At 35.4% G+C, this 26,024-nt stretch carries 24 protein-coding genes; 13 read left to right on the top strand and 11 right to left on the bottom strand.

Annotated elements, in window-relative coordinates:
- Window positions 1-105: 105 nt before the first annotated feature.
- Window positions 106-2,097, top strand: coding sequence for an excinuclease ABC subunit UvrB (gene uvrB, locus EG344_RS12065; protein ID WP_123909644.1), 1,992 nt, complete (start codon window positions 106-108; stop codon window positions 2,095-2,097).
- A 69-nt stretch (window positions 2,098-2,166) separates the two neighbouring features.
- Here uvrB and EG344_RS12060 read toward each other — a convergent pair whose 3' ends face one another.
- The 4 genes from EG344_RS12060 to EG344_RS12045 form a co-directional block, all read right to left on the bottom strand.
- On the bottom strand, window positions 2,167-2,394 hold the full coding sequence (locus tag EG344_RS12060) for a DUF3820 family protein (protein WP_123860621.1): 228 nt from the start codon (window positions 2,392-2,394) through the stop codon (window positions 2,167-2,169).
- 25 nt (window positions 2,395-2,419) lie between these two features.
- Window positions 2,420-3,487 carry an AI-2E family transporter gene (locus EG344_RS12055; RefSeq protein WP_123909643.1) on the bottom strand — a complete coding sequence of 356 codons (1,068 nt, stop codon included), beginning with the start codon at window positions 3,485-3,487 and terminating at the stop codon, window positions 2,420-2,422.
- A 17-nt stretch (window positions 3,488-3,504) separates the two neighbouring features.
- The gene (locus EG344_RS12050; RefSeq protein WP_123909642.1) at window positions 3,505-4,242 is read right to left on the bottom strand and encodes a beta-carotene 15,15'-monooxygenase; all 738 of its coding nucleotides are present in this window, start codon (window positions 4,240-4,242) and stop codon (window positions 3,505-3,507) included.
- 73 nt (window positions 4,243-4,315) lie between these two features.
- Window positions 4,316-5,041 carry a hypothetical protein gene (locus EG344_RS12045; RefSeq protein WP_123909641.1) on the bottom strand — a complete coding sequence of 242 codons (726 nt, stop codon included), beginning with the start codon at window positions 5,039-5,041 and terminating at the stop codon, window positions 4,316-4,318.
- A 44-nt stretch (window positions 5,042-5,085) separates the two neighbouring features.
- Here EG344_RS12045 and EG344_RS12040 point away from each other — a divergent pair, with 44 nt between their 5' ends.
- On the top strand, window positions 5,086-6,063 hold the full coding sequence (locus tag EG344_RS12040) for an aminodeoxychorismate synthase component I (RefSeq protein ID WP_123909640.1): 978 nt from the start codon (window positions 5,086-5,088) through the stop codon (window positions 6,061-6,063).
- Complete coding sequence (locus tag EG344_RS12035; protein ID WP_123909639.1) at window positions 6,047-6,673, top strand: aminotransferase class IV; 627 nt, start codon at window positions 6,047-6,049, stop codon at window positions 6,671-6,673. The genes EG344_RS12040 and EG344_RS12035 overlap by 17 nt, the downstream gene beginning before the upstream one ends.
- Here the strand turns inward: EG344_RS12035 and menD are convergent.
- Entirely contained in the window at window positions 6,670-8,346 is a 1,677-nt protein-coding gene (menD, locus tag EG344_RS12030; protein WP_123909638.1) for a 2-succinyl-5-enolpyruvyl-6-hydroxy-3-cyclohexene-1-carboxylic-acid synthase, read from the bottom strand. The two genes, EG344_RS12035 and menD, sit on opposite strands and share 4 nt — an antisense overlap.
- An 84-nt stretch (window positions 8,347-8,430) precedes the next feature.
- Between menD and EG344_RS12025 the strand changes: the two genes are divergently transcribed.
- The gene (locus tag EG344_RS12025) at window positions 8,431-9,381 is read left to right on the top strand and encodes an isopenicillin N synthase family dioxygenase (RefSeq protein ID WP_123909637.1); all 951 of its coding nucleotides are present in this window, start codon (window positions 8,431-8,433) and stop codon (window positions 9,379-9,381) included.
- Window positions 9,382-9,424: 43 nt separating this feature from the next.
- Here the strand turns inward: EG344_RS12025 and EG344_RS12020 are convergent, their stop codons facing one another.
- Window positions 9,425-9,697 carry a bacteriocin-like protein gene (locus tag EG344_RS12020; protein ID WP_123909636.1) on the bottom strand — a complete coding sequence of 91 codons (273 nt, stop codon included), beginning with the start codon at window positions 9,695-9,697 and terminating at the stop codon, window positions 9,425-9,427.
- Between the two features lie 216 nt (window positions 9,698-9,913).
- Here EG344_RS12020 and EG344_RS23935 point away from each other — a divergent pair, with 216 nt between their 5' ends.
- Together EG344_RS23935 and EG344_RS12015 are read left to right on the top strand one after the other, a co-directional pair.
- A complete protein-coding gene (locus EG344_RS23935; protein WP_164464428.1) occupies window positions 9,914-10,078 on the top strand; it encodes a bacteriocin-like protein in 165 nt (54 codons plus the stop codon).
- A gap of 141 nt (window positions 10,079-10,219) precedes the next feature.
- Window positions 10,220-10,390 carry a bacteriocin gene (locus tag EG344_RS12015; protein ID WP_123909635.1) on the top strand — a complete coding sequence of 57 codons (171 nt, stop codon included), beginning with the start codon at window positions 10,220-10,222 and terminating at the stop codon, window positions 10,388-10,390.
- 40 nt (window positions 10,391-10,430) lie between these two features.
- Here EG344_RS12015 and EG344_RS12010 read toward each other — a convergent pair whose 3' ends face one another.
- Complete coding sequence (locus EG344_RS12010) at window positions 10,431-11,477, bottom strand: PA0069 family radical SAM protein (protein WP_123909634.1); 1,047 nt, start codon at window positions 11,475-11,477, stop codon at window positions 10,431-10,433.
- A 122-nt stretch (window positions 11,478-11,599) separates the two neighbouring features.
- Entirely contained in the window at window positions 11,600-11,794 is a 195-nt protein-coding gene (locus EG344_RS12005) for a hypothetical protein (protein WP_123909633.1), read from the bottom strand.
- Window positions 11,795-11,968: 174 nt separating this feature from the next.
- On the opposite strand from EG344_RS12005, the gene EG344_RS12000 reads away from it, so the two are divergent.
- The gene (locus EG344_RS12000; protein ID WP_123909632.1) at window positions 11,969-12,319 is read left to right on the top strand and encodes a hypothetical protein; all 351 of its coding nucleotides are present in this window, start codon (window positions 11,969-11,971) and stop codon (window positions 12,317-12,319) included.
- Between the two features lie 109 nt (window positions 12,320-12,428).
- Here the strand turns inward: EG344_RS12000 and EG344_RS11995 are convergent, their stop codons facing one another.
- The 3 genes from EG344_RS11995 to EG344_RS11985 are packed head-to-tail and all read right to left on the bottom strand — an operon-like array spanning window position 12,429 to window position 17,665.
- Complete coding sequence (locus tag EG344_RS11995; protein ID WP_123909631.1) at window positions 12,429-15,086, bottom strand: hypothetical protein; 2,658 nt, start codon at window positions 15,084-15,086, stop codon at window positions 12,429-12,431.
- Window positions 15,087-15,088: 2 nt separating this feature from the next.
- Window positions 15,089-16,864 carry a WG repeat-containing protein gene (locus EG344_RS11990; RefSeq protein ID WP_123909630.1) on the bottom strand — a complete coding sequence of 592 codons (1,776 nt, stop codon included), beginning with the start codon at window positions 16,862-16,864 and terminating at the stop codon, window positions 15,089-15,091.
- A 3-nt stretch (window positions 16,865-16,867) separates the two neighbouring features.
- Window positions 16,868-17,665: a DUF2797 domain-containing protein gene (locus EG344_RS11985; protein WP_123909629.1), complete on the bottom strand. Its 798-nt coding sequence runs from the start codon at window positions 17,663-17,665 to the stop codon at window positions 16,868-16,870.
- A 90-nt stretch (window positions 17,666-17,755) separates the two neighbouring features.
- Here EG344_RS11985 and EG344_RS11980 point away from each other — a divergent pair, with 90 nt between their 5' ends.
- From EG344_RS11980 to EG344_RS11960, 6 genes are all read left to right on the top strand, one after another.
- Window positions 17,756-18,784, top strand: coding sequence for a GDP-mannose 4,6-dehydratase (locus EG344_RS11980; protein ID WP_123909628.1), 1,029 nt, complete (start codon window positions 17,756-17,758; stop codon window positions 18,782-18,784).
- 135 nt (window positions 18,785-18,919) lie between these two features.
- Window positions 18,920-19,141 carry a DUF2795 domain-containing protein gene (locus EG344_RS11975; RefSeq protein ID WP_002662059.1) on the top strand — a complete coding sequence of 74 codons (222 nt, stop codon included), beginning with the start codon at window positions 18,920-18,922 and terminating at the stop codon, window positions 19,139-19,141.
- A 123-nt stretch (window positions 19,142-19,264) separates the two neighbouring features.
- Window positions 19,265-22,339: a preprotein translocase subunit SecA gene (secA, locus tag EG344_RS11970; protein ID WP_123909627.1), complete on the top strand. Its 3,075-nt coding sequence runs from the start codon at window positions 19,265-19,267 to the stop codon at window positions 22,337-22,339.
- 154 nt (window positions 22,340-22,493) lie between these two features.
- A complete protein-coding gene (locus EG344_RS11965; protein WP_123909626.1) occupies window positions 22,494-23,627 on the top strand; it encodes a PepSY-associated TM helix domain-containing protein in 1,134 nt (377 codons plus the stop codon).
- Window positions 23,624-23,788 (top strand): hypothetical protein, encoded by a 165-nt coding sequence (locus EG344_RS23930; protein ID WP_164464427.1) that lies wholly within the window; start codon window positions 23,624-23,626, stop codon window positions 23,786-23,788. Before EG344_RS11965 ends, EG344_RS23930 begins: the two co-directional genes overlap by 4 nt.
- Window positions 23,789-23,798: 10 nt before the next feature.
- On the top strand, window positions 23,799-26,006 hold the full coding sequence (locus tag EG344_RS11960; protein WP_123909625.1) for a TonB-dependent siderophore receptor: 2,208 nt from the start codon (window positions 23,799-23,801) through the stop codon (window positions 26,004-26,006).
- The last annotated feature ends 18 nt before the right edge of the window (window positions 26,007-26,024 follow it).

Genomic DNA, 26,024 nt, shown 5'->3' with positions numbered 1-26,024 from the left:
AATACATAGTGTGAATAAAAAGAACTAATGTGGAAAATATTCATCATCAAAACTTTATCACGCCTAATAATTTCTTTCGTATTTTTGTTCTATACATTCTTTCTTATGGATTTCAAGCTTCAATCAGAATACAAACCCACCGGGGATCAGCCCCAAGCCATTGATAAATTAACTGCAGGAATAGAGATTGGTGAAAAGTACCAGACTCTTCTTGGGGTAACAGGATCCGGGAAAACCTTTACGGTTGCTAATCTTGTTCAAAATGTTCAACGTCCCACCCTCGTTCTTGCTCATAATAAAACCCTGGCAGCACAGCTTTTCATGGAGTTTAAAGAATTCTTTCCTGAAAATGCAGTGGAGTACTTTGTCAGTTACTATGACTACTATCAGCCGGAAGCTTATATTGCCACAACCGGAACTTATATTGAAAAAGACCTGAGTATCAATGAAGAAGTTGAAAAATTACGTCTTTCTGCTACAGCAAGCCTTCTTTCGGGGAGAAGAGATGTTCTTATCGTAGCTTCCGTTTCATGCATTTACGGTATTGGGAACCCAACGGAATTTCATAAATCTTTAATTTCCATTGCTATTGGTGAAAAAGTTACGAGAACAGCACTCCTGCATTCTTTAGTGAATGCATTATATGCCAGAACATTAAATGAATTTCAAAGAGGAACGTTTCGTGTAAAAGGAGATGTCATAGATGTTTTCCCTGCTTATACAGATAATGCGATCAGAATCCAGTTTTTTGGGGATGAAATTGAAAAAATTCAAAGCTTTGATCCTGTTAGCGGAAATGTAGAGGATAATTTTGACCAAATTCAGATCTATCCGGCGAACCTTTTTGTTACATCAAAAGAAACACTAAATGGAGCGATCAAAGATATTCAGGATGACATGGTAAAACAGGTAGATTTCTTCAGCTCTATAGGAAAACCATTAGAAGCCAAAAGACTTCAGGAAAGAACAGAACTGGATCTGGAAATGATCAAGGAGCTTGGATATTGTTCAGGGATAGAAAACTATTCCCGATATCTTGACGGCAGACTTCCGGGAACAAGACCTTTCTGCCTGATTGATTATTTCCCTAAGGATTTCTTAATGGTTATTGATGAAAGCCATGTAACAGTTCCACAGGTTCATGCAATGTATGGTGGTGACCGAAGCAGAAAAGAAGCATTAGTAGAATATGGATTCAGGCTTCCTGCAGCGATGGATAACAGGCCTTTAAAGTTTGAAGAATTTGAAGCCATTCAGAATCAGGTAGTCTATGTTTCTGCAACTCCAGCGGATTATGAACTGGAAAAAACAGGAGGGGCTTATATTGAACAGATTATCCGCCCTACCGGACTTCTTGATCCTATTATTGAAGTAAGACCAAGCTTGAATCAGATTGATGATTTAATGGAAGAAATACAGAAAAGAGCTGATGCTGATGAAAGAGTTCTGGTGACCACTTTAACCAAAAAAATGGCGGAAGAGCTCACCAAATACTTCACCAAATTCGGGATCAGGACAAGATATATTCATTCCGATGTTGAAACGCTGGAACGTATCCAGATTATGCAGGACTTACGGTTAGGGCTTTTTGATGTTTTGATTGGGGTCAACTTATTAAGAGAAGGTTTGGATTTACCGGAAGTTTCATTAGTTGCTATTTTAGATGCTGATAAGGAAGGAATGCTGAGAAGCAGAAGATCCATGATTCAGACCGTGGGACGTGCTGCGAGAAATATCAACGGAAAAGCCATTATGTATGCTGATAAGATCACCAAATCTATGCAGGCAACATTGGATGAAACCGAATACCGCCGTGCAAAACAGATGAAGTACAATGAAGATAACGGCATGGTACCCAAAGCACTGAATAAAAAAATATCTGAGAATCTTGTGGGTAGAAGCAAAGATTTTCCAGATGAAAAATATACCCAAAAAGAAATCCTTCAAAAGGTTGCTGAAGTTAAAGCTACTTATGCCAGTGATGAAGTTGAAAAGATTATTGAACAGAAGCAAAAAGAAATGGAAGCGGCAGCTAAAAATCTCGATTTTATTAAAGCGGCTAAGCTGAGAGATGAAATTGCAGCTTTAAAGGCTTAGAATAATTCATAAAAAAAATCGGCGGCTTCTTCGAAGCCGCCGATTTTATATCATAAAACAGAACTTTCTTTATAATCCGTTTCTTACGGAAGCTCTGATCGGAGCTAACAGATCCATCAAACCATTTAATTTAATTTCATAAACAGTTGACAACTGCATGCCCAATTTACCTTTAGGCATTCCATTTTTATTGAACCATTCCAGATAACTTATCGGAAGATCAATCAAGACTGTTCCTTCATATTTGCCAAATGGCATTTTAAAAACACAGATTTCTTTTAATATTTCCGGATTTATTCCCTCCACTTTTTATATAATTAAATCAATTTATTACTTCATTCTGATTGGGTAACTCCAGATCAGGAGGCGCATTCTCATCAGCAAATTCATTTCTGTATACCTGTATCAAAAGAAGGGTAAATGAGATCAGAATAGGGCCAAAAATAAGTCCCATAAAGCCAAACAGGTTCATTCCCATGATAATTCCAAATACCGTATTCAGAGGATGGATATTTTCAAGTTTCTTTAAAAGTGTAAAACGAAGCAGATTATCTGTAAGCCCTACTACCACTACACAATAAATTGCAAGACCAAGCCCTTGTGCGGTGTCGCCTTCTGCAATCATAAATATACAGACCGGGACATACACAATAGCCGTTCCTACAACCGGAATAACAGAAGAAGCTGCAGTCAGAGCAAATAATAACACAGCTCCCGGAGCTCCAAAAATCAGATATCCGATAAGTGATACGATTCCCTGCCCAATAGCAACTACAGGAATACCAATTGCATTGGCCATGATGAGTTTCCTTAGTTTCTCGCCCAGCAATGAAACGTTTGATCGTTTTAAAGGCGCCGAATTCGTTAGAATTCTCTCAAACAATCTCGGCTTTTCCAACATAAAATACAGGATAAAGTACATGGACATTATTACTGTCAGGGTATTGAATGTCCCACTCAATGCTGAGGTAGAAAATTTCCCTACAAAGCTTTTCAGCTTATCCATATTTTCCTGACTCAAAATATCAAAACCTGTTTTGGTTTGGATATAAGAATGTATTTTATCCAAAAATACATTGAATTTGTCCATATAAGCCTGTGCATTTCCTAATTTATCAATAATGAGATCTGCAATGAAATAAATAGGCAGGATCAGCACGATAAGGCTTGCAAACATTAATGCAAAAGCTGCAAGAGAAGGTTTCCACTTTTTTTCTTCCTGAAGATAGAAATTATACTTTCTGCAAACCACATAAATGGTAATAGCCCCTAAAACTGATGGAATAAACAAGGCAAGATTAAAGCAGACTAAACCTGCCAACACCAAAATAATGGCGAGCAAAGACATCTGCTTTATGGCAACACTGCTTATTTGATTGTCTTTATTCATCAATTTTTATTTTATTTTTATTGTTTTGTATACATGATTTGTCTCGGCTTTCCAACAAAAGCACAATAAGCAGAGTACATTACGACCATAATGAATGGCGCCGTTAAAATAAACCCGATTCCACATAAAATAATACCTGCCAGTGAGATTAAAAGCCCAAGGAAACTTACTCCTAATAGTGTTCCGTAATTCTCTTTTGCAATATTGAATGACTTACTTAAAGCATCAATAGCTGAAGAGTTTTCAAATAATAAGATAGGATATCCTAATAACAGAAATGGGTAAATAAAAATAAACGGAAGAAAGCAAAGCGTCAATGCAACAGAAGAAATAATCCCTGAAAGGAAGCTATAGATCAATATATTTACAAAATTCTGGCGGTATCCAATGAAAAGGTCAGAGAATTCAATCGGATTTTTGGTATTAAATTTATTCACCATATAGATCAAACCTACATACAGCGGAGTCAATAACAGTAAAAAAAGACTGGAAAACGTCATATACATTGAGAACCCAGGAGTTTCCCAATATCTGAAATTCCCATAATCACCCGAAGTTTTCATTTCTTCCATGATGGCTGCAGAATTGAAACCGGTAAGACTTTGGATAACAATCCCTCCAACGATATAAATTATCATGGCAACAATAGCGTACCCAAAAACACCTTTATACATTTCAAAGGCATGTGAAATGATTGATCCCGTTTCCCTACTGGGAACAGAACCTTGCTGATCAAATTCGTTAAATTCAGACATAGTTTAAATATTTTAATGATTTTATCAAATTTAACTTTTTTTGATAAAAAAACACATTAAACCTAACTGAATTTTAGCTTTTCTCCGAAAATATTGTTTTATATAAAGAATAAATCATAGCATTCCAGAAAGGAAACGTGAAAAGTCCTCCAATTAAAAACAAACTGAACCCCAGGTATTTAAACAGAACAGCAACGAAGACACACACCATGATTTCTACAAAATACATTTTAAGAGCTTTAAAATTTAAAGAAATGGCTTCGAATATCCTTTTATTGGTAAAAAACATCAATGGAGCTACAAATACCGTCACTGCTACCCAAATAATGGCCAAAAGAATCGTAGGAACTGTAAACCTATAAATCATAAACCAGAAAAGATAATATCCCAGATATTTAAAAAAGTTAATTCCGTTATACCCTACAAACAAATCTCCCAGTTCAATTTTTTCGTTAAGATCCAGTTTTCTGAAGATCTGGAACATTCCCAGATTCAGAGGATATAGAAATGCTGTAGTTGCCCAGATGGCAAGAGTAAACATCTGATAGTTTTCAGTAGCACTTAATTGTCCTATCTTTTCCATATAGGCCTTTGTTCCTTCTTTCAAAGCTTCCGTAAGCACCTGATTCTGCTCCCATATTCCATACCTGTCTCCGAAGAAGAAAAGAGAGGTAAGAAAGATTCCAAAAAATATCATTGAAAACATCAACTGAAAAACCAGTGTTTTATTCCAATAGAAAAAAGCCTGCTTCAATATAAAATCAATTCCCGGTTTCTGAGGATATTTACTCTGCATCATAAAAATTTTATGCAAAAGTAAACATCAATAAGTATTTTTGCCGAATGTTTTCAGTGAATCATCAAAAATTTATGGAAATGGACGAGCTTTCCCTTCAGAAGGTTCCCTATTTCTTTGTGATCGATTTCCTTTCAGAGAAGGTGGAAATCTATAAAGAAAATGAGATCGAAAAATCAGGGTTATTAATTGATTTTCAAATGTTTTCAACCACAAAACAGAAACAAGCGCTTGATAAAAAAGTAGAATGGAAATTCTTTCCGGAGACCCTGGAAAGCTTTAAAACAGGATTTGATAAAGTTCAGAAAAATATTCGTCTTGGGAATTCCTATCTGGTAAATTATACCCGAAAAACTGAAATTGAGACCAATTTAAGCCTTAAAGAAATTTTTTATCACTCCGAGGCAAAGTACAAGGTTTTTTATAAAGATTTTTTTGTATTTTTTTCTCCTGAAACTTTCGTAAAGATTATTGACGGAAAAATTTTGACTTATCCTATGAAAGGCACTATTGATGCCTCCATAGAAAATGCGGCAGAAATCTTAAAGAATGACCCGAAGGAAAAAGCTGAGCATTATACAGTGGTAGATTTGCTCCGTAATGATCTAAGCATGGTAGCAGATAATGTACGTGTAGATCAGTTTCAGCATATTGACTTCCTCAAAACACGGCAGAAAGATTTATATGCCATGAGTTCGGAAATTTCAGGAATATTAAAACCTGAATTTGACGGAAAATTAGGAAGTATTATGCAAAAATTGCTTCCTGCAGGATCTATTTTAGGTGCCCCAAAACCTAAAACGCTGGAAATAATCCTGGAGGCAGAAGGCTATGACCGAGGATATTACACGGGAGTTTGTGGCTGGTTCGACGGTGAAAATGTCGACAGCTGTGTAATGATACGTTTTATTGAAAAAGAGGACAATAAGCTCTATTTCAAAAGCGGAGGCGGTATAACGCACATGAGTAAATTAGAAGACGAATATCAGGAAATGAAAAATAAAATCTATGTCCCAATTCATTGAAAGCATTAAGGTAGAAGATCAGGAGATTTTTCTATTAGAACTCCATCAAAAACGTGTTAATCAAACATTCTCTCATTTTGGAAAAGAGAGTTCTATTGATCTGGCCAAAATCTACAAAAATCTGGAGCATGATGAAGACGGGCTTTTCAAGCTAAGAATTTCCTATGATCTTGACAAAAGAATTCGCACTCAGATGATTCCTTACGCGATCCCTGAAATTCAGGATTTCCAACTGGTAGAAAACAATAGTTTCGATTACTCATTCAAATTTGAAGACCGCAAAGAATTAGATAAAATGAAGATGAAATCCAAAGCGGAGGAAATCATCATTGTGAAAAATAACCATATCACCGATACTTCTTTTTCCAACCTTTTATTTTTAAAGGGTAAAGACTGGTTTACTCCAAACTCTTATCTTTTGAATGGAGTACAAAGACAACATCTTTTGAAAAATAAGAAAATAAAAGAGGCTGAAATTACTCTACAAAATATAAAGCAGTTCAGCCACTTTCAACTCATCAATGCTTTAAACGACTTTGATGATATGTTTATCTATCCTATTGACAGAATTATGAATCTGCCAGGAAATGAAGAATATCTTGATCTTTAGTTTTCTTTCATGAAATTAAAGTAAGCTTTCTGAATGTCAGCACTGTTTTTCCCATAAGTATTTACTTCCAGGATTTTTGGTTGTGCATCAGGTTTGAAGAAGTTCTCCAACACTCTGTCCAACGTGAGTTCATCTTCCACCTTAATGTAAGAGAAGCCGAAATGCTTGGCTAAATGCTCAGCATTTTTACGGTGTTTGGTGGCAATAAATTCGTCTAACGTATTCGGGTTGGCATTTCCAGGTCCCGGAATAATCTTGAAAATATTCCCTTCTCCGTTGTTGAAGATCATAATTCTTACAAAAGGAGGAATATACTGGTTCCAAAGACCATTGATATCATAAAAGAAGCTTAAATCACCGGTAATCAACAAAGTTGGATTGGCATTTTTAATAGCAAATCCCATTGCAGTGGATGTTGAACCATCAATTCCGCTGGTTCCTCTGTTGCAGTACATTTTTCTTTTGCCAAAATCGAACAACTGTGCATATCTGATCCCGGACGAATTGCTGAAATGAATATTATAGTTTTCAGGAACAGTTTGTGCCGCTTTATTAAAGAAATAAAAATCTGAAAATTCTACCGTATTTAAAAATTGCTGGTGCTTGGCATCTTTTTTATCTCTCAAAACATCCCACAAATTAAAATAAGGTCTTGGCTCCAGGTTAATGAACTTTAATAATTTGGAAAAGAATATCTCAGGTTTTACCTCTATTTTCTCTGTCAATGAGAAATACGTATCCGGCTGCCAAACTTCATCCAGATGCCAGTGTTGCTTTGGCCTTGCACTTCTCAGAAACTGTTTTACTTTTTTGGAAACCACATTCTGTCCTATCGTAATTAACAGGTCCGGAGCATAGGTTTTATAATCTTCTTCTGTAAAATTGAAGATATAGCGGTCTATATGTCTGAAAAACTTCTCATGATACAAATTGGAATTTGCTTCGCTGAGTACAACTACAGAATGGTTTTTAACCAGTTGTGTCAACTGATTTTCCAATTCTGGGCTGTAATCTCTTGTTCCCACTAACAACATAATCCTCTGAGACGTATGCCAATCCGCAATCAGGTTGGATGGGATCTCATACTCTTTATGCTTGATTGTTTTTTCAACCGTTGGAAAAGTTGGAAGCTCTGATACCAGTTCATATAATGGCTCTTCCAAAGGAATATTGATATGTACCGGTCCTTGCTTTTCAAAGCAAAGCTCGATAGCCTTTTTAATTGTATCAAAATTAATATCTTCTGCATTCTCCTTACTGTCTTCCAGTAACTGAAAATCTCCGTAAGAATGCTGATGAAAAACATCCTTCTGCCTGATCGTCTGCCCATCAAAAATATCAATAAAATCTGTTGGCCGGTCTGCTGTCAGTACCAAAAGGGGAATGTTCTGGTAAAAAGCTTCCGTAACCGCCGGATAATAATTGACTACTGCAGATCCACTGGTACAGGTAATTGCTACTGGTTTTTTCTCACTTTTAGCCATCCCCATTGCTACGAAAGCAGCACTTCTTTCGTCTACAATACTGTAACAATTAAAGCTGTCTATTTCTGAAAAATGAATCGCCAAAGGAGCATTCCTTGATCCCGGTGAAATTACAATGTCTGCAATTCCGTACTGCTGAAGAAGATGTGCAAGTATTTGGATACTTCTCTTAGAAGAATATTTTTTCATACAGCAAATTTAACTTATAAATAATGATTTTAAAATCATTTAAATTAAAAAAAATGTAATTTTGCTATTCGTAAATTTCTAAAAATGGACAAAATACCTAGTGTAGACCTGCGTGATTTCCTTTCGGGTAACCCGGAACGCAAACAGAAATTTGTAAATGAAATCGGAAAAGCTTATGAAGAAATTGGTTTTGTAGCCTTAAAAGGCCACTTTCTTGATGACAACCTTGTAGAAGATTTATATGGAGAGGTAAAAAACTTTTTTGACCAACCAGTGGAAACGAAACAAAAGTATGAGATTCCAGGAATTGGTGGCCAGAGAGGGTATGTAGGATTCGGTAAAGAAACTGCAAAAGGTTTCAAAAAAGGAGACTTAAAAGAGTTTTGGCACTTTGGACAGTATCTGTCTGAGGATTCAAAATACAAAAAGGAGTATCCTGACAATGTAATCGTTGATGAACTTCCGAAATTCAACGAAGTAGGTAAAGAGGCATTCCAAATGCTTGAAAAGACAGGACAGTATGTTCTAAGAGCATTAGCACTGCACCTTGGCTTAGATGAGTTCTATTTTGACGATAAAATAGCTGAAGGAAACTCAATCTTAAGACCTATTCACTATCCACCAATCACTGAAGAACCGGATGATGCCGTAAGAGCTGCAGCTCACGGAGACATTAACCTGATCACTCTTTTAATGGGTGCACAAGGAAAAGGTCTTCAGGTTCAGAACCATAACGGAGAATGGATCGATGCGATCGCAGAACCGGATGAATTGATGATTAATGTTGGAGACATGCTTTCAAGACATACTAACAACAAATTAAAATCTACGATTCACAGAGTGGTAAACCCGCCAAGAGAATTGTGGAGCACTTCAAGATTTTCAATTCCTTTCTTTATGCACCCTATCAGTGCCATGTCATTAAATGCTCTTGATAATTGTGTAGACGAAAACAATCCAAAATTATACGAAGACACTACTGCAGGAGAATTCTTGCACGAGAGATTAATCGAATTAGGATTGATAAAAAAATAATCATAATGAATAATAGTCAGTAATTAAATTACTGACTATTTTTTTATCCTGTTATACAATAAAACTCTGGACAAGGAGTAGGCTGCGTGAAAGTACCCCAAGGACAAATACAAGTATAACTACTGCCACCTCCACCGGGGTTACCACCTCCGCCAGGATTTCCAACATAGGGCACACAGTTACCGCCTGAACAGATATATCCAGGTGCACAACCACCTGTACCAGGCAATTCACCATCAAAACAATAAGCAGGACCCATGTCTCCCGCAATCATTTTCTTTTGTTCTTCTCTTGAAATTTTTTTGAAATTTTTCATAGTTTTTGGTATTTAGTTTTTCCTACTCTATAAGCTTTTCGGATATCGCTCTTCTAAAATTAATTTTTATTTCTCTAATAATCAAACATTTGCATACAAAAACCACATGATAAATATTTTTTTTAATAATTTTTAATTTTTCTCACATGATAATTCATTTAATTGAAAATATTTTATTTAATTTTACTATACTATCAAATTTTTAATTAAATCTATATGAAAAATCTAAAAAAACTAAGAAAAGACCAATTGAAAGGCATTTCCGGAGGAGCTCAATTGCCTGTACCAGAATTCTGTATGTACTATTGCAACGGAACTGTGATTTGTGCAGATTGCAGTGATGATTTTAAATGCCCTGTTACAGGTGGAGAAACAATGTAAGGAACTTCAGCAAGATGTAAAAAGCCGCTTTGTTAAAGCGGTTTTTTATTGTCTCATATTCAGCTACAATAAAAATAAAATACTAGTATACAAATACTTATCAATATTTTCATATCTTTATTTAAACCAAAATCATGCAATATGAAACATTTAAAGAAATTAAGTAAAAACAAATTGAAGACAATTTCCGGAGGAATAAGTTTCCCTTATCCCGGAGAATGTTTTTATGGGTGTAGTGACGGTAAACAGTATAGAGAATTATGCAGAGTAGAATTCTTTTGCCCTGACGGTGAGCAGCCTATTATTTATTAAAACCAAAAAAACGCTTCTTCGGAGCGTTTTTTAATATAACTTAATCAAACAATCTTAGCTGCTGATCTTTAGTTCCTGTAAAGTTAGCTGTTGACAGTTTAGGAAATTCTTTCCCTTCAAAAAACTTTTTCCGTCCTATTTTAAAGGTAGTGTGAATCATTTCAGCGATATTCCCCTCTCCTCTCTGCCTTTCAAAATATCTTTTATCCCCCAGCTTTCCGCCACGCATAGAGCGGATCAGATTCAATACTTTCTGTGCTCTGTCTGGGAAATGAGATTCAATCCAATTGACAAAAACAGGTTCTACGGTATCATTCAATCTAACTAATGTATATCCAAATCCCAATGCTCCGGCATCAGAAATTGATTTTAAAATATTCAAAGGCTCATCACTATTCAGCCCTGGAATAATTGGCGCTACCATTACGTGTACAGGAATTTTATTTTCGGAAAGGATTTCAATAGCTTTTAGTTTATTGGGAGCAGAACTTGTCCTTGGCTCCATTTTTCTTCTCAGTTCTTCATTGATGGTAGGAATACTTAAGGAAACAGAAACCAGGTTTTGTTCCGCCATCGGTTTTAAGATATCCAAATCCCTCAGTACTAAGGCATTTTTTGTCAGAATATTGACAGGATGTCTGTAATCGAGACAAACCTGCAATAATTTTCTGGTAATTTCAAATTGTCTTTCGGCAGGCTGATAGCAATCGGTATTTCCAGAGAGCAAAATAGGAGCAGCTTTATATCCTCTTTTCTGAAAAAACTTCTCCAACAGTTCAGGAGCATTTTTCTTCACCATGATCTTTCTTTCAAAATCAATTCCGGCACTGTATCCCCAATATTCATGCGTAGACCTTGCAAAACAGTAGGAGCAACCATGCTCACAGCCTTGGTAAGGATTCATAGAATATTCCATCGGAAGATCCTCACTTTTCACCTGATTCACAATGGTTTTGGGAAACACTTCGGTAAAAGAAGTCTTTACGGTTTCGAAATCTTCATCTTCAGGCTCATAGGTATACCTGTCGAAACGATTGATAACGTTTCGCTGAGCTCCCTGACCTTTTATGAAATTTTCGTTTGACATTCTGATGTAAAATTAGAATGGATTTTTTATAAAATAATGAACTTTAACATTTAAGTTTTCCACAAAAAAATCCAACACTTTCAAAAGCGTTGGATTTAAACATAATTTAATATATTTTTTTACTACTTCAGCGCGTAAAATTCCACTCCGTGTGTTTCGTCTTCGTGGTTCTTTTCATCAAAGTGTCTGTGATAATCTGAATAACTATCACTATATTTTTTATCTTTTTTTGTCAATATTTTTTTGATGCTTATTAAACTTAATACTGCCAAAAGACCAACTCCCCCTGCCAGTAAAACTCCAACTTCTTTTTTCATATTTTCTTTGATTTATTGTTTTTGATATTGCAAAAAGTGTACCTATTTTATTCTTCTGAATTATAAATTTTGTTAACATTAAGCTATATTTTTAAGAAAATTATAATCAGTTATTTTTCTTATCTTTAGAAAAGCAATGGTTTAATTATTGTACTTATCAACAAAAATATTATTATGGAAAATCCAGAAAACATCGACAGAATGACCACCTTAAGCCAAGTCATGAAAACGCTTTCTGAAAGAGGGATACACAGAGAGTTTAGAATGAATGAAAACTGCGAGATGAAATTCGAAAATTCTGAAAAAATCTATACTCCTTCTGAACTGACTATTTTAAAGACCTATCGTTTTGAAGGTGATAGTAATCCTGACGACAATGCCGTATTATATGTCGTGAAGGATGATGCTGGAAACCGTGGGATGATTATCGATTCTTATGGCGCAGACAGTAATTATCCTGGTGCGGAATTTGATGAATTTCTGAGAGAGATACCAATCCTAGAAAGTGATGAATTCAATTTTTAAGTATTGAACCTCAATATTTATTTTTTAAACCATTAAGGATTTTTACATTAAAAATGATTTTCCGCCAATTGCAAAATCAACTTAGTATTACACTTAATGGTTTAAAAAATTACTTCTCTCCGGAGTTATCTTTCTTTTTAAAAATGCCATTTAAAAAACCTTTCTTCTCCTTTTTCTCTTCCTGAGGCTGAGAAGTATTTTTTTTGTGTTTGATTTCTTCTTTAATATCCTTTACCGATTCTTTCATGTCCTTCACTGAAGAAACTGCACTTTTTACTGTTTTTTCTGTTTTTTCAACATTCTTTCCAATGAGTGTCTTCTTCAATCCCTGTTCAATCCCTTTCCAGAAAAGATTAAAGAATGACTTTGTAGGATCGCGTTCCACATTTTCCACTGTTACTGATTCTGGATAATTTCCAGAGTTCGATTTTAAGAAAACATTCGCAACAGCTGTTAAAAAGCCTTTCTTCTCATGATTATTTTTGTTCAGAACAGCAATCTTCAGGTCTTTATGTTTTAAATTAAATGTTCCGTGCAATCCGGCTGGATTTCCTTTAAAATTAAACAGCATTTCCTGAATCGTTCCTGCAGTGGCTGTTACATGCAGATAAGGCCTGATAAACGGATTGATACCATTTGCCGGAAGATTAGAGGTCTTTCCTGAAATTGTAAAATTATCATACTGATCCGCAACATCAAAGCCCCAGTTCACTGCCAGAGGTGAAAGGTTCATGAAGGAACAATTGATCTTAATATCAACTTTGGTAGGTCTTCCCTTTGCCTTGGCAGAGTTTAGGTTTTTGACATTCATATTAAAATTACTGAATGTAAGTTTTCCCGGTCCCATACTTTCAGGAGTATCTTCTTCGTATACCAAAACTGAATTCTTCAGATCCAGCGTATTGACATTCATAGGAATTTTAATGGAACGAAGCATTTTAGAATACAGTGCTTTAATTTTCGGATCATCTTTCGGTATTTTACTCCTGAAAATATTAGCATCTGCGGACTGGATCTCCACATGGGAAGCATTAATGTACTTATGTTGTGAAAACAGCTCCCAATCTCCCTCAGCAGTCACCTGCCCAGCCTTTAGATCATATAGATCCCTCTCCACAGGTATCATTTTGATAAACTGGTTTCTCGAAACAAGAGGCTTCATTGCAAAGTTATTGATCTGTATTTTATTCTTATTCAGCTTCAAAAGTCCAAGGCTGATATTGTAGAATTGGGTTTTATAAGCCAAATTACGGGTCGTTAGGAAATAATCTTTGACTGTAAAAGAAAGTCCTTCATTATTTGCTTTCGGGCTTATCTCAATACCGTTTACAGTAGCATTCAGATCATGAAAAGCCAGTGGTTCTTTTCCTTTATCATAAGTAAGGTTTGAGTTCTTCAAAGATACTTTTCTTACCATGACAGACTGTATGATCCCGGAATTGGTATTTTTCTTTGGTTTAATCTCCCCAGCCTTTATCGTTCCGTTTGCATTTTCAACCAGAACGTCTTTAACATCTAGATTCAGTTTTTTATAAATAAATTCAAGTTTATTGATATTAAAAGCAATATGGTTGGATTTTAAATCCATTGTCATTTTTCCGTTGGGCTGAGAACCGGGGGTCAATGAAAGATCTCTGATTTCTCCGTTAGTAGGTTTCAAAGCAATGCTTCCAATTGCAATATTCTGATGATCAGCATATACAATATCTTTCCCAGAGAATGTAAAATCCTTATATGCCACCGGAATCACCTGCTCAGAAGTTTCTTTATTGAACACAAGTTGACTGATATTCAGATTCAGATTTCCAGCAGACAGAAGTTTGTTTCCATCCGGCTTGTTAATTTGAGCCACAGCATTTTTAAGCTTTATATTCTCAAGATTAACTTCAAAGTCAGAGTTCCTCTTTTCTTTCTTAATCTTTTTTACACCAGTATTATACACTGTGAAAATTGGGCTCTGAAAGTACGCATCAGCAAGAGAAACTTTATTTTTCTGTAAAACCACATCTTTAAACTCCATTGTTGGAATAGTAACTTCAAACAGTTGAGTTTTTTGAGGATAAAACTTTTTAAACTGAGTAAAAGAAAGTAACGGAATCAGCTTAAAGCTTTCAACAGCCATCTGTCCATCAGTAGTATTGATGGTATGAATAGTAATGGCATATATATTATCGGGTCTGAAAAAGAAATTTTGTCCCTTAATACTGTATCGATCAAAAACAATAGGTAGCTTATCTTCAACTGACTCTTCCGTCATCTGCAGATTTTCAACCATAAGATCAAGTTGTTCTACAGACAAAAACTTTTGCTTGGTATGTTTGAAAATGGCAATTTTCCCATCATTGATCCTGATATTTTCAAATAAGAAAGGATTTCGTTTTTTTCCTTTTTTTTGGTCAACAGGTTTGGCTAAAATGACATTCAGATTGGGTTTTGCCAACAACAGATCTGAAGAACTTATTGTTTTATTGAAAATAGCATCATAAATTCCGAAACGGTTGACTTTTAATGTGTCAATCGTTCCCTGAAGCCCAATGACATTCGTATTTTGTGGGTTCTTGGAGTTAACAGAAATTCCCGTTGCAAGAATATTTCCTGTACTAAGATCCACATCCAGATTTTTATACGAAACCTTGTAGTCTGTATTTTTTTTAATGTATTCGGGGAGCTGGGTTTTAAGCCAAAAATTCAGTCCGAAATTAGCTACAAGAAGAAGTCCTGCAAGGATTCCGAAACTGATTAATAGTCTTTTAACCCATTTATTCATATTTACATATTTTGGTGTTCAGTATTCTTTTTATATTCTTTCTGAGAAATTTCTTTTATAATTTTCCCTGTTAAGGTTATTTCGTAAAACTTATTATCTTTTTTAGAGTAAATCCTGTTCTCATCTTTACGATATCCAATCCCAAAAAAGTACCCAGGTTTAATCTCATCAAAAATAAAAGGGCAAATTTCTTTATTATTAATATCTAAGATACCTGATTTTCCATTTTTGTGAGCAAAAATCACACCCATTCTTTGAATAAACTCATCATAAACTGGTGGAATTATAATCCTGAATGTTTCATATTCTATTAATCCATGCTTACCCTTTTTAACAATAAAATGTCTTTTTTCCGGTCCATATTCTACCCAATTTGATATTTCATCATATTCTAAAGGTAGTAATATTTTATTTTTAATATCAACAATTCCGTACTTCTTATTTTTAGATACAATAAACCTCTGGTTATTATAATAAATTGGTGTAATACGATCATATCCAGATAGTATTGGTTTATTATCTAAGTTTATAATTTTATCATCTGCAATAAATAACTGGCCATTATCATCCAACCTATCTAGACTTTTATATTCAAAAGGGATTCTTAGTCTTCCGCTTTTATCAAGAATTCCAACCTTTCCGTTCTTTTTTCCAAGAAAGAGATCTTGATTCAGTTTTTCAAGCTCGCTATATTCAAAAGGAATTACAATACTGCCATTCGAATTTACCATTCCATATTGTCCTTTCAAATTTTTAAATATAAGATTCAGCGCAGAAACTGAAAAATTACTGGAAACCTTTTCATACGATTCTCCTATTTTCTTCAGGTTCCTGTTATAGATATGGAATATGTTACCCTTTTTTGCATTATAATATTCTGAAGAGTTTTGATTTGTACCAAAGTAACCTATCCAGTCATATTCTATAGGAACTTTTGCTATTCCATCAGGCTTTATAATCCCGTATTTATTATTTCTTTTAACAATGGCATTTTTATAGGTATCAAATACTGATGCTAAATCGAATATATTGTCCTGAAATGCAGATTTTATCTCTTCATTAAGAAACTCATACTTCTTATTCTTTAATACCAAAACAGCTCCATTTTGAAAATAAGTAGTGGCTTCACTTATATCTGGAGGAGGTGGTATATTTACATTATAACCCTTAAAAACCTTATCGTACATAAAGTCTGACAATTGTTTTCCTTTAGAATCAAAAAAGGCCCACTTTCCGTTTTTAGAAGCAATCACAATAGAATCAAGATCAGAATTATCAACTGCATCATAAATAATAGGAATAACAACCCTTCCTTTTGGATCAATAAATCCGTGTTTTTTATTCTTTGAAACCCCGCATAAGCCCTGGCTAAAAAAACCAACTTCATCATACTCCATCGGAATGGCTACATTCCCCTCTGTATCCAGAAAACCATACTTCCCTTTTCGTTTGACACTGAGCAACCCTTCTGAAAACAAACCCATTTCATCATAATCAGAAGAAATAGCAACTTTGCCCTGTTTGTTGATATAAAATTCTTTACTTCCGTCTTTTGTATAAGCTAATCCATTTTCATCAAAAGGATTTATAAAATCATATTTAAAAGGAATGATTGTGATGGTGTCTTTATCTACAAATCCCCACTTCCCATTTTTATGATGTACTCTGAACAGATCTGTATTTTTATCTTTTTCAAAATAATCAATATCCTGTCTTGTAATTTTGGGATGATCGGGAGTGCATGACAAAAGAAATATCAGGGGTAAATATCTACGCATCTATTAATTTTTCACATTCAGTTCTATCACATATCCTTCATGCCCTCTTACATTAATAAAGTTTCCACCTTCAAATCCAAGATACTGTCCTTTTATTCCTGTAAGCCTTCCGGTAAATTCCGGTTTCTTATCTAAAGTAAATGAAGTTACTTTCTCCGGTTTTTCAAATGGGTAATCAAATGCCCAAAGTTCTTCTCCTTCACTGTAGAACTTCTGGAAATCCTCAGGGAAATATTCCTTGATCTTTTGTCTGAAATCTGCAAGATCTATTTCTCCTTCAAAGTCATCCTGAAGCATCTTTCTCCAGTTTGTTTTATCTGCTAAATGTTCTTTTAATGCAACCTCTATCATCCCCGCTTCATAACGGTTTTCAGTTCTTGCAATAGGCAAAGCAAAAGTGGCACCCTGATCAATCCATCTTGTAGGAATCTGAGTATTTCTCGTCACCCCTACTTTTACATCTCCGGTATAGGCCAGATACACCGTATGAGGCTGTAACTGAATTTCTTTTTCTACTTCAAGATCACGTTCCGCCACTCCTAAATGAGCTGTAGAAAGCTCCGGGCGAATGATGGTATCACTGGCGTAAGGACTTTCAAAAAAACAGCTTTTACAAAAACCCATTCTATAAATAGGTTTATTTTCACCACAGTTTACACATTGAAACCCTACATGCTTAATGCTTAATTCTTTCCCCAATAACTCATTAATATGAATCAGATCTCCTGAAAGATTCAAATAATATTGGATGGGTTTAGCATCGTAGCTTATCATTTTTAAAATTTGCCCTTGAAACTGCATATTATATTTATATTACTTTTTTACGTAAATTTAATGATTATATTTTTCAAAAAGTAAAATTTATATTTTTGTATTCATAAAAAACCATTGATGATTTATCTTGTAACAGGCGGTAGTGGGTTCATCGGTTCCCATTTAGTTGAACAATTATTAAGAAATGGACATTCTGTCATAAACATTGACAATTTTGATGATTTCTATAGCTATCAGATCAAAATTAAAAATACTTTAGAGTCTATTGATATAATTTCGGATTTTGAATTCTCTGATAAAGAGGCTGATATTCAACGTCTGGTTTCCCTCTCCCAGTCTGATCAATATTCCCTTTATTATCAGGATATCAGAGACAAAAAAGGGCTTGAAAGTATTTTCAGAAATCACCCCATTGATATGGTGATCCATCTGGCGGCATTGGCTGGAGTTCGCCCCTCCATTGAAAGACCTTTGGATTACGAAGAAGTGAATGTTCGCGGGACAATGAATCTTTGGGAATTGTGTAAAGATTTCAATATCAAAAAATTCATTTGTGCATCTTCATCAAGCGTTTATGGGAATAATGAAAAAGTTCCGTTTTCAGAAACAGATAATGTAGACTATCCTATCTCTCCTTATGCTGCCACTAAAAAATGTGGGGAAATCCTTGGCCATGTGTATCATCATCTTTATCATATTGATATGATCCAGCTAAGGTTCTTTACCGTTTATGGTCCAAGACAGCGCCCAGACCTTGCTATACATAAATTCACAAAGCTCATTTCAGAAGGCTTAGAAATTCCTTTTTATGGTGATGGAACCACCGCCAGAGATTATACCTATATTGATGACATTATTGATGGAATAACCAAATCTGTGTTATATCTGGAAAACAATTCCCATGTTTATGAAGTTCTTAATTTAGGAGAAAATCAGGTTGTCACTTTAACGGATATGGTAGCCACTATAGAAGATGCCCTGAATATGACAGCCCACAGAAAAATTCTGCCAATGCAACCTGGAGATGTCACAAAAACCAATGCTGATATTACCAAAGCAAGGACTTTAATAGGATATAAACCTGACACAGACTTCCAAAATGGCATAAAAAAATTTGTGGAATGGTTTTTGAGAAAACGACAATAGTAAATTTCTGACATGACTGCCATGCAGTTGGTGACAGTCGTTTGCAAGAAAATATTATAAAAAGAATTGAAAATCAAGTATAAAAAAGTTTATTATACAACCTATTTTTATACTTTTGCAAAAAATTAGAAAATTATGTACTGGACATTAGAATTAGCTTCCTATCTAAGTGACGCACCTTGGCCAATGACAAAAGCAGAGCTTATTGACTACGCAATCAGAACTGGTGCACCTATGGAAGTAGTGGAAAACCTTCAGGCCATTGAGGACGAAGGAGAAATTTATGAATCTATCGAGGAAGTTTGGAGCGATTATCCAACAGACGAGGACTTCCTTTGGAACGAGGACGAATATTAATAAAGCGATAAGCTTTAGGCTGCTTGCTTAGAGCTTTTTTGCCCTTTTTATATATTAACTACACGATAAGCGTGTCATTAAAACGCTTAAAGCATCTTGCATTAAGCATAAAGCAAAAAATTTATGAGTTTTTTAAACAAAGTTCTTAAAGGGTTTTTGGGAGACAAAAAAGCGCAGGACCTAAAAGAAGTAAAAAAAGTTGTAACAAAAATCAAGGCTGTAGAGCCTAACATCCAACAATTGTCGGATGATGGACTGAGACAAAAAACTGCTGAGTTTAAAGCAAGTATTAAATCTGCAACCAGCAATATCACAGCTCAAATAGAACAGATTAAAGAGCAGATTAAAAATTCAACAAACGTTGACGAGAAAGAAGCTCTTTTCTCAAAGATTGAGTCTCTAAAGAAAGAATCATACGAAATTGAAGAAAAAGTTCTAGTTCAGGTTCTTCCGGAAGCTTTTGCATTGATCAAAGAAACGGCAAGAAGATGGGCTCAGAATGGAGAAATTCGTGTAACAGCAAGTGACTGGGATAGAGAACTGGCTGCTGCAGGGAAAGATTTCGTTAGCATTCAGGGAGACCAAGCTGTTTGGAAAAACTCATGGGACGCTGCCGGAACTCCAGTAGTTTGGGATATGGTCCACTATGATGTTCAGTTTATCGGGGGTATTATTCTTCACAGTGGTAAAATTGCCGAAATGGCAACCGGTGAAGGTAAAACTTTGGTAGGAACATTACCTATTTACTTAAATTCTCTTCCGGAAAGAGGGGTTCACGTAGTGACTGTGAATGACTACCTTGCCAAAAGAGACTCCGCTTGGATGGGACCTCTTTATCAGTTCCATGGAATGTCTATCGATTGTATCGATAACCACCAGCCGAACTCGGACGGAAGAAGAAAAGCATACAACTCAGATATTACTTACGGAACAAATAACGAATTTGGTTTCGATTACCTGAGAGATAACATGGTAACTTCACCTTCAGAACTGGTACAAAGAGAATTAAACTTTGCCATTGTGGATGAGGTGGATTCCGTATTGGTAGATGACGCAAGAACACCGTTGATTATTTCAGGTCCGGTTCCTCAGGGAGACAGACAGGAATTTGATGTTCTTAAGCCTTCTATCGACAGAATCGTTGAAGTTCAGAAAAAAACAGTTTCTGCCATCTTCAATGAAGCGAAAAAATTAATTGCGGCAGGAAACACAAAAGAAGGAGGATTCAAATTGCTTCAGGCATACAGAGGTCTTCCTAAAAACAGACAATTAATCAAATTCTTATCGGAAAGCGGAAACAGAGCATTGCTTCAGAAAGTTGAGGCACAATACATGCAGGACAATAACCGTGACATGCCGATCGTAGATAAAGATCTTTATTTCGTTATCGAGGAAAAGAACAATCAGGTAGACCTTACAGACAAAGGTGTTGAATACATGTCTCAAGGGAACTCTGATCCAAACTTCTTCGTACTTCCGGATATCGGAACTGAAATTGCTGAAGTAGAGGCTAAAAACTTATCTAAAGAAGAGGAATTCGAAGCTAAAGAAAAACTTTTCGGTGATTTTGCTGAAAAATCTGAAAGAGTTCACACGATGAGCCAGCTATTGAAGGCGTATACATTATTTGAAAAAGATGATGAATATGTAGTCATTGATGGTGAAGTAAAAATCGTTGACGAGCAGACAGGCCGTATCATGGAAGGAAGACGTTATTCTGATGGTCTTCACCAGGCAATTGAAGCGAAAGAAAATGTGAAAATTGAGGCAGCTACTCAAACTTTTGCAACCATTACGCTTCAGAACTATTTCCGTATGTACAACAAACTTGCGGGGATGACAGGTACTGCTGAAACAGAGGCTGGTGAGCTTTGGGAGATCTACAAATTAGATGTTGTGGTTATTCCAACCAACCGTCCTATATTAAGACATGACAGACAAGATTTAGTTTTCAAAACTAACAGAGAAAAATATAACGCTGTAATTGAAGAAATTGAAAAATTAACGGCACATAAAAGACCTGTACTGGTAGGTACAACTTCTGTTGAAATTTCTCAGTTGCTTTCAAAAGCACTTCAGTTAAGAAAAATTCCACACCAGGTATTGAACGCTAAGCTTCACAAAAAAGAAGCAGAGATTGTTGCAGGAGCTGGACAGCCGGGAGTTGTAACCATTGCAACGAACATGGCAGGACGTGGTACGGATATTAAATTATCTAAAGAAGTAAAAGATGCAGGAGGTCTGGCTATTATTGGTACTGAAAGACACGATTCAAGACGTGTTGACAGACAGTTAAGAGGTAGAGCTGGTCGTCAGGGAGATCCGGGAAGTTCCCAGTTCTATGTATCTCTTGAAGACAACTTAATGCGTCTATTCGGTTCTGAAAGAATCGCTAAAATGATGGACAGAATGGGTCATAAAGAAGGTGAAGTGATTCAGCATTCTATGATCAGCAAGTCTATTGAAAGAGCTCAGAAAAAAGTAGAAGAGAACAACTTCGGAACAAGAAAGAGACTTCTTGAGTATGATGACGTAATGAACAAACAACGTGACGTTATCTACAAGAGAAGAAAGAACGCTCTATTCGGAGATCACTTGAAATATGATATCACGAACATGATTTTCGATGTAGCCAACTCTATCGTTGCGAAAGGAAAAGCTACAGGAAATTATAAAGATTTTGAATACGAAATCATTAAAACATTTACAATGGAATCTCCGGTTTCTCAAAATGATTTTAATAATAAAACCATTCAGGATCTAACGAACATCCTATTCAAAGCTGCTCAGGAAGATTATCAAATGAAGCTGAACCTATTGAAGGAAAAATCATTCCCTATCATTGAGAATGTATACCAAAACCAAGGTTCAATGTTTAAGATGATTCAGGTTCCTTTCACAGACGGACACAAAACGATGACTATCGTGGCAGATCTTAAGGAAGCTTATGATACTCAGTGTGAAAGCTTAATCAATGATTTTGAAAAGAACATTACTTTATCTATTATTGATGAAAACTGGAAGCTTCACCTTCGTGAAATGGATGACTTAAGAAGATCTTCTCAGGGAGCTGTGTATGAACAGAAAGATCCACTTGTAATTTACAAACAAGAATCTTTCCACCTATTCAGTGAAATGATGGAAAAATTAAACAAAGAGATTATTTCTTTCTTATACAAAGGAGAAATTCCTGCATAAGAAATAATTAACAATATTATTAAAAAACCGCTCTGGCATTGGCTAGAGCGGTTTTTTGTTATTGATTGTATAATAATTGTATGATAAATATCAATCTTATTATTTATTTAGAATAGTTAAAAACAATATATTTGCAAAAAATATTGACTGCTTCATGAAGCTAAAAACTGCTAAACGCTGGTTTAATTGGCATAAATGGACAAGCCTTATCTGTACCGTTTTTCTACTGTATCTCTGTGTAACAGGTTTACCGTTGATCTTTCACGAAGAAATTGAACATCTTTTGGAAGACAACAAAGAAGCCTTAGCTCAAAATCATGAAAAACTGAGCTTAGATAAACTTGTAAAAATTGCTGAGTCCAGATATCCGGGAGAGAAGGCAAGATTTGTTTTCTGGGATGAAAATGAAAAAAACAAAGTCCTTTTTGATATTGTTGATCAACCTAACGCTCCATATGAAAAAAGTAAATATTTAGTTTTGAATGAATATACCGGCGAAGTTTTAGGAGCTCCCAGAACAGACGGTTTAATGAATATCATTTTAAAACTCCATACAGATATGTTTCTCGGTATACCGGGGAAACTTTTTTTAGGATTAATGGGAATACTTTTCATGATATCCATTGTTTCAGGAATCGTTCTTTATGGGCCTATTATGAAAAAGTACGACTTTGGAATGGTCCGTAAAAATAAATCCAAGAGACTTAAATGGCTGGATACTCATAACTTATTGGGAATTGCCATTACTGCGTGGATGGTTGTCGTAGGATTTACAGGGGTAATCAATACTCTTTCTGATGTAATTGTTGGTCTATGGCAGCAAGGCCAGCTAGCAGAAATGACCGCTCCTTATAAGAATCAGAAGCCATTGACCGGACATTTCAGTTCATTGGAAGATGCTAAGAAAGCAGCAGAAAATACGATTAAAGATATGAAAGTATCTATAATTGCTTACCCAGGCACTGATTTCACAAGTAAACACCATTACGCAGTTTTTATGCGTGGAAATACTGAACTTACTTCAAAACTTTTAAAACCTGTGCTAATAGATGCCAAAACCGGAACTGTAACAGATTCCAGGGATATGCCATGGTATGTTAATGCACTTTTTATTTCTGAGCCTCTACATTTTGGAAATTATGGAGGCATGATACTAAAGATTGTATGGACCGTTTTTGATGTTTTTACAATTCTTGTCCTCATCACGGGTCTTTATTTATGGATTGCCAGAAGAAAGTCTGAAAAACAACAAATGAAATTAATGACGCCCAAAAATACAGGAAGATGAAAAATAACTTTCTAAAACTTTGGGGAATGCCTATCCTACTTGCTTTCATATCCCTATTCGGATTAATCGCAGCATTACTGGGTGATGGTTTATGGGATGTACTAGGGTGGCTGACACTTTCTATCCCTTTATTTTTGATTATAAAACACTATTATAAATAATCCTATTCCAATGAAAAAGATAATACTGAGTGCATCCATACTTTCAAGTGTAGTAGTTCTTGCGCAACAGAAAGACACTCTAAAAACTAAAAGCATTGATGAAGTAATCATCAGCACTTATGTGAAAAAAGACAGTGAATATTCCAACAAAATGCCTTTAAAAGCGATAGAAGATCCGCAAGTATATTCTTCAATAGACAAAGGAGTACTGGAAAATCAATTGTTATTTACAGTAGATGATGCATTCAGGAATGTTGCCGGTGCACAAAAGATGTGGAGCGCAACAAACAGAGCGGGAGACGGAGGAGTCTATCTAAATCTAAGAGGTTTCGTAGCAGGAAATTCTATAAGAAACGGAATGGTTGCTCCTATTACAACGTCTATGGATGCCATTAATGTGGAAAGAATTGAAGTATTGAAAGGTCCTTCTGCTACATTATTCGGAAGTAATGTAACTTCTTATGGGGGAGTTGTAAACAGAGTTACCAAAAAACCTTTTGAAACTTTTGCTGGTGCTGTTTCTCTAGCAGGAGGAAGTTATAATTTTTATAGAGTACAGGCAGACGTAAACACTCCTCTTACACAAGATAAAAAATTATTATTCAGATTAAATACAGCTTATACTAACCAGGGAACTTTCCAGAGAACCAATGCGAAGAATTCTTTCTATGCATTTACTCCATCCATTACTTATCGTCCTACGGATAACTTAGAGATCAATGCTGAATTGGAAATGTTTGAAACCAACTCGTATCCTGAGACAGCTTTCTTCTTTTATGTGCCAAGTGCACAGCTTGGTGCAGATAGCATGGACAAACTGGAAAAGCTAGGTTATAATTATAAACAATCTTACACAGGAGAAGGTCTTAAAACTATAGGTAAGGCCAGAAATTTCTTTGGACAGGTTAACTATAAAATTAATGAGCATATTAAATCCTCTACGAATGTAAGTACGGCTTATTCTTATTCTGATGGATTTAACCCTTATTTCTATTTTGCTCCGAAAGGAATGGTTACAGGAAATGCAAGTGATACAGAATTAGGAGTTGTAAGAGCTGATCAGTCAACCAAAGACAGCAAAAGAACTTATTTCCAGATTCAGCAGAATTTCAATTTTGATTTTAATATAGGAAGTGTCAGAAATAGAACTGTAGCTGGTTTTGACTATATGAGATTAAATGACAATCAATACTTTATGTTTACCAACTTTGACTGGGTTCCGTTCACAGGTACAGACTATACTAATATGAACGGGCAGACATTAGGAGCAATGTATGATAATCTGAGAAATCAGCCTGATTTTGAAAAAAATAACACCTATATAAGCTCTGGTAAAAAAGATACCTATAGTGGCTATATTTCTAACGTTATTACACCAGTAGCCGGTCTTAACATTCTTACTTCAGTACGATATGAAACAAATAACTACAGAGGAGGCCAGGTAGGGCAAAATAAAACAGCCGAATATAAGCAGGGAGCATGGTCTCCAAAATTTGGAGTTGTTTACCAAATTCTTCCAGAAAAATTATCCGTATTTGGAAATTATCAAAACAGCTTTACTGTAAATGGATATTATACTTCAGACAAGGCTGGAAATGTAACACTTTCAACTCCTGAAAGAGCCAATCAGTTTGAAGGTGGTATCAAAACAAATCTTATCAAAGGAAGAATTACAACAACCTTGAGCTACTATAATATTCAGGTGAAAAATACCCTTCTTAATACGGGTGAAATGACAGGAACAGGACAGGCTGTACAAAACCAAGCTGGTTTATTAAGAAGCCAGGGAGTAGAATTGGAAGCAAACGCTTATCTGATCAAAGGATTCTCCGTGATTGCCGGAGTAAGCTATAATGATATGAAGTACACAGAAGCTGATAACACAGTAATCGGAAGAAGACCAGCTACTGCTTCATCTCCATGGTTGGTTAATTTCAATGCAAGCTACCAATTCCTTGACGGAAAATTAAAAGGACTTGGTTTCGGAGTTGGAGGAAACTATGCCAGTGACAACAAGATTGTGAACTCTACAACCATGGGTACGTTCATCCTTCCAAAATATCTGGTACTGAATGCCAATGCATTTTACGATACTAAAAAATTCAGAATCGGGGTAAAAGTAGACAACTTTACGAACGAACATTATTGGAGCGGATATACAACAGCCAATGCTCAGGCCCTTGCCAACGTATTGGGAAGCTTCACTTATAAATTTTAAACTTTTAGAATAATTATT

The organism is Chryseobacterium sp. G0162, from assembly GCF_003815715.1.
Taxonomy (GTDB): Bacteria; Bacteroidota; Bacteroidia; order Flavobacteriales; family Weeksellaceae; genus Chryseobacterium.
Note: the sequence above shows the minus strand (reverse complement) of the source record. Positions and strands in the feature narration are given on the sequence as shown.

Bases quoted from the DNA above. Each gene is read 5' to 3' on its own strand.
- EG344_RS11990 (WP_123909630.1), bottom strand. From the start codon at position 16,864: ATGCGTAGATATTTACCCCTGATATTTCTTTTGTCATGCACTCCCGAT.
- EG344_RS12050 (WP_123909642.1), bottom strand. From the start codon at position 4,242: ATGTCTGAATTTAACGAATTTGATCAGCAAGGTTCTGTTCCCAGTAGG.
- EG344_RS12045 (WP_123909641.1), bottom strand. From the start codon at position 5,041: ATGATGCAGAGTAAATATCCTCAGAAACCGGGAATTGATTTTATATTG.
- EG344_RS11960 (WP_123909625.1), top strand. From the start codon at position 23,799: ATGAAAAAGATAATACTGAGTGCATCCATACTTTCAAGTGTAGTAGTT.
- EG344_RS12010 (WP_123909634.1), bottom strand. From the start codon at position 11,477: ATGTCAAACGAAAATTTCATAAAAGGTCAGGGAGCTCAGCGAAACGTT.
- EG344_RS23930 (WP_164464427.1), top strand. From the start codon at position 23,624: ATGAAAAATAACTTTCTAAAACTTTGGGGAATGCCTATCCTACTTGCT.
- EG344_RS11980 (WP_123909628.1), top strand. From the start codon at position 17,756: ATGATTTATCTTGTAACAGGCGGTAGTGGGTTCATCGGTTCCCATTTA.
- EG344_RS12035 (WP_123909639.1), top strand. From the start codon at position 6,047: ATGTCCCAATTCATTGAAAGCATTAAGGTAGAAGATCAGGAGATTTTT.
- EG344_RS12015 (WP_123909635.1), top strand. From the start codon at position 10,220: ATGAAACATTTAAAGAAATTAAGTAAAAACAAATTGAAGACAATTTCC.
- EG344_RS12000 (WP_123909632.1), top strand. From the start codon at position 11,969: ATGGAAAATCCAGAAAACATCGACAGAATGACCACCTTAAGCCAAGTC.
- uvrB (WP_123909644.1), top strand. From the start codon at position 106: ATGGATTTCAAGCTTCAATCAGAATACAAACCCACCGGGGATCAGCCC.
- EG344_RS12005 (WP_123909633.1), bottom strand. From the start codon at position 11,794: ATGAAAAAAGAAGTTGGAGTTTTACTGGCAGGGGGAGTTGGTCTTTTG.
- EG344_RS11975 (WP_002662059.1), top strand. From the start codon at position 18,920: ATGTACTGGACATTAGAATTAGCTTCCTATCTAAGTGACGCACCTTGG.
- EG344_RS23935 (WP_164464428.1), top strand. From the start codon at position 9,914: ATGAAAAATCTAAAAAAACTAAGAAAAGACCAATTGAAAGGCATTTCC.
- EG344_RS12020 (WP_123909636.1), bottom strand. From the start codon at position 9,697: ATGAAAAATTTCAAAAAAATTTCAAGAGAAGAACAAAAGAAAATGATT.
- menD (WP_123909638.1), bottom strand. From the start codon at position 8,346: ATGAAAAAATATTCTTCTAAGAGAAGTATCCAAATACTTGCACATCTT.
- EG344_RS11985 (WP_123909629.1), bottom strand. From the start codon at position 17,665: ATGCAGTTTCAAGGGCAAATTTTAAAAATGATAAGCTACGATGCTAAA.
- EG344_RS12040 (WP_123909640.1), top strand. From the start codon at position 5,086: ATGTTTTCAGTGAATCATCAAAAATTTATGGAAATGGACGAGCTTTCC.
- secA (WP_123909627.1), top strand. From the start codon at position 19,265: ATGAGTTTTTTAAACAAAGTTCTTAAAGGGTTTTTGGGAGACAAAAAA.
- EG344_RS11995 (WP_123909631.1), bottom strand. From the start codon at position 15,086: ATGAATAAATGGGTTAAAAGACTATTAATCAGTTTCGGAATCCTTGCA.
- EG344_RS12055 (WP_123909643.1), bottom strand. From the start codon at position 3,487: ATGAATAAAGACAATCAAATAAGCAGTGTTGCCATAAAGCAGATGTCT.
- EG344_RS12025 (WP_123909637.1), top strand. From the start codon at position 8,431: ATGGACAAAATACCTAGTGTAGACCTGCGTGATTTCCTTTCGGGTAAC.
- EG344_RS11965 (WP_123909626.1), top strand. From the start codon at position 22,494: ATGAAGCTAAAAACTGCTAAACGCTGGTTTAATTGGCATAAATGGACA.